At 69.5% G+C, this 4,909-nt stretch carries 5 protein-coding genes; all 5 read right to left on the bottom strand.

What is annotated here, in order from left to right; all coding sequences use genetic code 11:
* A partial coding sequence (locus tag ACTICP_RS15735; RefSeq protein ID WP_441893964.1) for an SDR family NAD(P)-dependent oxidoreductase occupies window positions 1–758 on the bottom strand: 758 nt, incomplete at its 3' end.
* Window positions 759–781: 23 nt separating this feature from the next.
* Complete coding sequence (locus ACTICP_RS15730; protein WP_441893962.1) at window positions 782–1,723, bottom strand: glycosyltransferase family 2 protein; 942 nt, start codon at window positions 1,721–1,723, stop codon at window positions 782–784.
* 234 nt (window positions 1,724–1,957) lie between these two features.
* Window positions 1,958–3,088 (bottom strand): cysteine desulfurase family protein, encoded by a 1,131-nt coding sequence (locus tag ACTICP_RS15725; RefSeq protein ID WP_441893966.1) that lies wholly within the window; start codon window positions 3,086–3,088, stop codon window positions 1,958–1,960.
* A gap of 16 nt (window positions 3,089–3,104) precedes the next feature.
* The gene (gene nadC, locus ACTICP_RS15720) at window positions 3,105–3,956 is read right to left on the bottom strand and encodes a carboxylating nicotinate-nucleotide diphosphorylase (protein WP_441893960.1); all 852 of its coding nucleotides are present in this window, start codon (window positions 3,954–3,956) and stop codon (window positions 3,105–3,107) included.
* Window positions 3,956–4,909, bottom strand: a 954-nt coding sequence (locus tag ACTICP_RS15715) for an FAD-binding protein (RefSeq protein WP_441893958.1), incomplete at its 5' end; no start/stop codon positions are given. The genes ACTICP_RS15715 and nadC, both read right to left, overlap by 1 nt.

Below are 4,909 nucleotides of genomic sequence, written 5' to 3'. Positions count from 1 at the left end.
CCGCCGTCGACGAACAGCGAATGGCCGGTGATGTACGCCGAGCCTGCTCCGGCGAGGAAGACGGATGCCGCGGCGAAGTCGCTCGGCAGTCCGTTGCGGCCGATCATGGTGCGTTCGGCGAGTTGCGCAACCTTGGCAGGGTCGTCCTGCAGTCGAGCGTTCAGGGGAGTGAGCACGAAACCGGGCACGAGCGTATTGCTGGTGACGCCGTGGTGCCCCCACGCCTCGGCTTCTGACCGCATGAGCGATTCGACGGCACCCTTCGACGCTCCATAGACGCCGCTGCCGACGAACGCGCGGTGCGCCTGCTGCGAGCTGATGTGGATGAGGCGGCCGTAGCCGCGCTCGGCCATGCCGACGCCGTAGCGCTGCCCGAGCAGGAACGGCGCGAGGGCGTTCACGGTCATCGTGGCATCCCAGTCGTCCTCCGTGATCTCGGCGTAGGGCGGGCGGATGTTGATGCCGGCGGAGTTCACCAGGATGTCCGGTTCGCCGAACGGTTCGGTTGCGGCCTCAGCCGCTGCGCGGATGCCGGCGCGGGTGCTCAGGTCGCCGACAGCGCCGGCGGCCCGGCATCCTTCGTCCACCAGCGACGCAACGGTTTCGTCGACGCGGTCGCGTCCGCGCGCGACGATGACGACGGCGGCACCGGCGCGGGCGAGCGCCGTCGCGATGCCGCGGCCGATGCCCGAGCTGCCGCCGGTGACGATAGCGGTGCGGCCGTCGAGGGAGAAGAGTACTTCGATGTGGGGGTTCATGGATGCTCCGGTGAGGGCGCGTATCACCAGGACAGCGCGGTGGCCAGGTCGGGGTCGGGGCGGGCGGCGGCGAACTCCGGCAGAGCGTACAGCTCGTCGCGGAACGCCGCGACCTCGGCCGCGTAATCAGGGTCAGGGTGCGAAGCGGCGACCTCCTGGAGGGGTGCCATGTCCATGGCGAGGATGAGATCCAGTCGCGCGGTCACCGCGGTGTGCGCACCGGCTTTCTGCAGGACCTGGATGCCGCCGCGGAGGGCGGCGAGATAGTCGCGCAGCACCGGCAGCTGATCCCTGCTCTGGGTGATCGAGGTGCCATCAGGACGCACGCGCCAGTGCACGACGACGTCGGGGATGACGTCGAAGGCGCGGGCGCGCGCATACATCTGCTGAGCGACGATCTGATCCTCATATGCGACGTTCTCGGTGAACCGCAGATCGCTCCACAACTCGGTGCGACTCATCTTGGACCACGCGACGACGTTCGACGACGCCGCTGGGTGGTCGAGGATGTTCGTGCGCAGGCGTGCCGGGTCCGTCGCCGCGGATGTCCAGGGTTGCACGCGGCCCGGCAGGTAGCCGTCGCCGTGCGGGCGGGTGCGGACGTAGGCGCCGGCGACGAAGTCGCTGCCCGTCTCGGCCAGCGTGCGGGTCAGCCGCGCGAGGGCGGTCGGGGTGAGCTCGTCGTCGGCATCGAGGAAGCCGATGAACTTCGTGTCGACCCGCTCGACACCAATGTTGCGTGCGGCACCAAGACCCCGGGATGCTTCGTGATGGAGAATCTCGAATCGGGGATCGGATGCCGCGGCGGCAGCGAATACGTCGCCGGTGGCATCCACGGAGCCGTCATCGATGAGGATGGCCCGCCAGCGCGTCTCGGTCTGCGCCCGCAGCGAGGCGATCGCCCCCGGAGCGAAGGACTCGACGTCGCGACCGGGAACGATGAGCGTGACGATCGGCTCTGGCACGGTCTGAGTCTATGGGGAGGGTTCGTTTCGACTCCTCGCTGCGCTCGTCGCTCAACGCGTTTCGTCTCGCTCCGCTCGCTCAACGACCCGCGCGGTGCAATTGGGGTCTGCTGCGGGGCGTTGAGCGGAGCCGCGCAGCCCGGGCGTTGAGCGGAGGCGCGCAGCGCCGCAGACGAAACGGGTTGAGCGAGCGCAGCGAGACGAAGCCGCTTCCACGACCCGCTCCGCCTCACCTCACCCCGCCACGGCTATGACAGCATCCGCCACCAATGCGGCCAGGCGGGCCGGCGCCTCATCCGGCACAGGCTCACGACCGAAGGTGAACCGCACGGAAGTCTGCGCGACATCCGGCGCGATGCCGCACGCCAGCAGCACGTGTGAGGGCTCATCGATGCCCGCCGCACATGCCGAGCCGCTCGACGAAACCACTCCTCGCCGCTCCAACTCCAGCAGCACGGCTTCGCCGCTCGTGCCAGCGAAGGTGAAGCTCGCCGTCCCGGGCAGCCGATGCTCGGGGTCGCCGGTCAGGCGCGCCTGCGGCACCGCGTCCAGGACGCCCGCGATGAACCGCGCGGTCAGCGTTCCGACCTGCGCCGCGAGACGCTCTCGTTCTGCTTCCGCTATCTCCAGCGCCGCCGCGAGCCCGACGGCTCCGGCGACGTTCTCCGTCCCCGAGCGGCGACCGCGCTCCTGGCCCCCGCCGTGCAGCAGAGGCTCCAGCGGAACCCGCCCGCGCACCGCCAGCGCTCCGGTCCCTTTGGGGGCGCCGAGTTTGTGCCCCGCGATCGAGATCGCGTCGGCACCGAGGCGAGTCAGCGGAAGCCACCCGGCCGACTGCACGGCATCCAGATGCAGCGGTACCTTCCCGGTCACTGCGGCAAGAGCCGCAGCATCCTGAACCGTGCCGATCTCGTTGTTCGCGTGTCCGAGTGAGACCAGCGCAGTGTCGTCGCGCAACTGCTCCGCGAGTGCGTCCGGTGTGATGCGGCCGAACCCGTCGACCTCGACGTACGACACATCCACCCCGTGGAACCGTTCGAGGAACGCCGCCGACTCCAAGATCGACTCGTGCTCGATCGGGGAGGTGACCAGGTGCCGCTTTCCCCGTTGGAGAGCCGCCAGCACGATGCCCTTCACAGCGAGATTGTTCGCCTCGGTGCCGCCGGCGGTGAAGATCACGTCCCCCGCGCGCATGCCCAATACCCGTGCGACGCGCGCCCTGGCGTCTTCGAGCGCGCTCGCCGCGGCCTCGCCGATCGTGTGGTGACTCGACGGATTGCCGAAGACGCCGGTGAGGTACGGGCGCATCGCTTCGAGCACTTCCGGACGCACCGGAGACGTCGCCGCGTGGTCGAGGTAGAGCATCAGTCGAGGTCCGGCATCAGCCGATCCGGACGTCCAGCCCGAGATCGAGCGCACGTGCCGAATGGGTGAGTGCGCCGACCGAGATGACGTCGACGCCGGTTTCGGCGATCCCGCGGACCGTGTCGAGATTCACCCCGCCGGATGCCTCGACGGTGGCGCGGTCGCCGATCAGGGTCACGCCTGCACGCAGGTCGTCGAGTGAGAAGTTGTCGAGCAGCACCGTGTTCGCCCCACCGGCGAGCACGGTCTCGATCTGGTCGAGTCGGTCGACTTCGATCACGACGTGCGTGGTGTGGGGAAGCTTCGACAGTGCCTCGCGCAACGCGGGGGCGAGATCGGCGCCTGAGGACTGAAGCACCGCGAGATGGTTGTCCTTCGCCATCACGGCATCCGACAGCGAGAACCGGTGATTGTTGCCGCCACCGCAGACGACCGCGTGACGTTCGAAGGCGCGCAGTCCCGGCGTCGTCTTGCGGGTGTCGGCGATGCGAGCGCGAGTGCCGTCGATGGCACGCACGTACTGCGCGGTGAGGGTGGCGATGCCGCTCATACGCTGGGTGAAGTTCAGTGCAACCCGCTCAGCGGTCAGGATGCTGCGCGCCGAACCCGACACTGAAGCCAGCACATCGCCCGATGCGAACTCGTCGCCGTCGGCGACGTGCAGATCGACGGTGATCGCCGGGTCAGTGAGTGCGAACGCTGTCGCGAACACGTCGCCGCCGCTGAAGACCCCGGGCTCACGCGCCGTGAGGTCGGCGGTCGCCGTGGCATCGGCCGGGAGCAGGGTCGTACTGGTGAGGTCTCCCCAGGGGGCATCCTCTTCGAGAGCGGCACCGACGACGCGGGTGAGGGTGGCTGCGGTGAGCATCAAGCTCCGATCAGGGCGGGTTCGTGGTCGAGATGGTGTGCGCCGACCGATGCGGTGCGGGCGAGAGCGGCAGATGCTGTGGCCTCTGCGAGCAGGAGCAGATTAGCGGCCTCATGCTCGACGCGGGTCGTGGGTGCCGAGGCGGCCGCGCGCCAGGAGCGGATCGTGTCGAGGGCATCGGTGAGGCGGCCGGGGGAGCGGAGGAGGCCGACGTCGTCCCACATCAGGAGTTGGAGGTCGGTGCGTGACGCTTCGACTCGTCGCTGCGCTCCTCGCTCAACGCGTTTCGTCTCGCTCCGCTCGCTCAACGACCCGTGAGTCGGAGTACCGCTCAACGACCCGTGAGTAGCGGTGTCGCTCAACGACCCGTGACTGCGCTGGTGCGGGTCGTTGAGCGGAGGCGGCGCAGCCGCCGCAGACGAAACGGGCTGAGCGAGCGCAGCGAGTCGAACCCGGCTCCCCGCAACGAGTCGAAGCCGTGCCCGGTGTCCCGCAGCATCCGCGGCCCGCGCGCCGAAGACCGCGGCTTCGAGCAGCGAGTTCGACGCCAGCCGGTTCGCGCCGTGCACGCCGGTGCGTGCGACCTCACCGGCGGCGAAGAGCCCGGGAACAGACGTCTGCCCGTCGAGATCCGTCGCCACGCCGCCCATCAGATAGTGTGCGGCCGGCGTGACCGGGATCGGCTCGCGCGCCCAGTCGAAGCCGCGCTCGCGCGTGACCCGGTCGATCGTCGGGAAGCGCTCGGCCAGGCGCGCAGCGCCGATCATCGTGGCATCCAATCGCACCGGCGACCCCTGTACGGGAGCCTGTCGTGCGACGGCACGTGCGACGACGTCACGCGGAGCGAGCTCACCGTCCGGATGGACGTCGAACACGAACCGGCGACCCTCGTCGTCGATGAGCGCTGCCCCCTCGCCGCGCACGGCTTCGGAGATGAGGAACGCGTCACCGGC

Origin of the sequence: Microbacterium sp. (genome assembly GCF_052102115.1) — a bacterium.
GTDB lineage: Bacteria > Actinomycetota > Actinomycetes > Actinomycetales > Microbacteriaceae > Microbacterium.
Note: the sequence above shows the minus strand (reverse complement) of the source record. Positions and strands in the feature narration are given on the sequence as shown.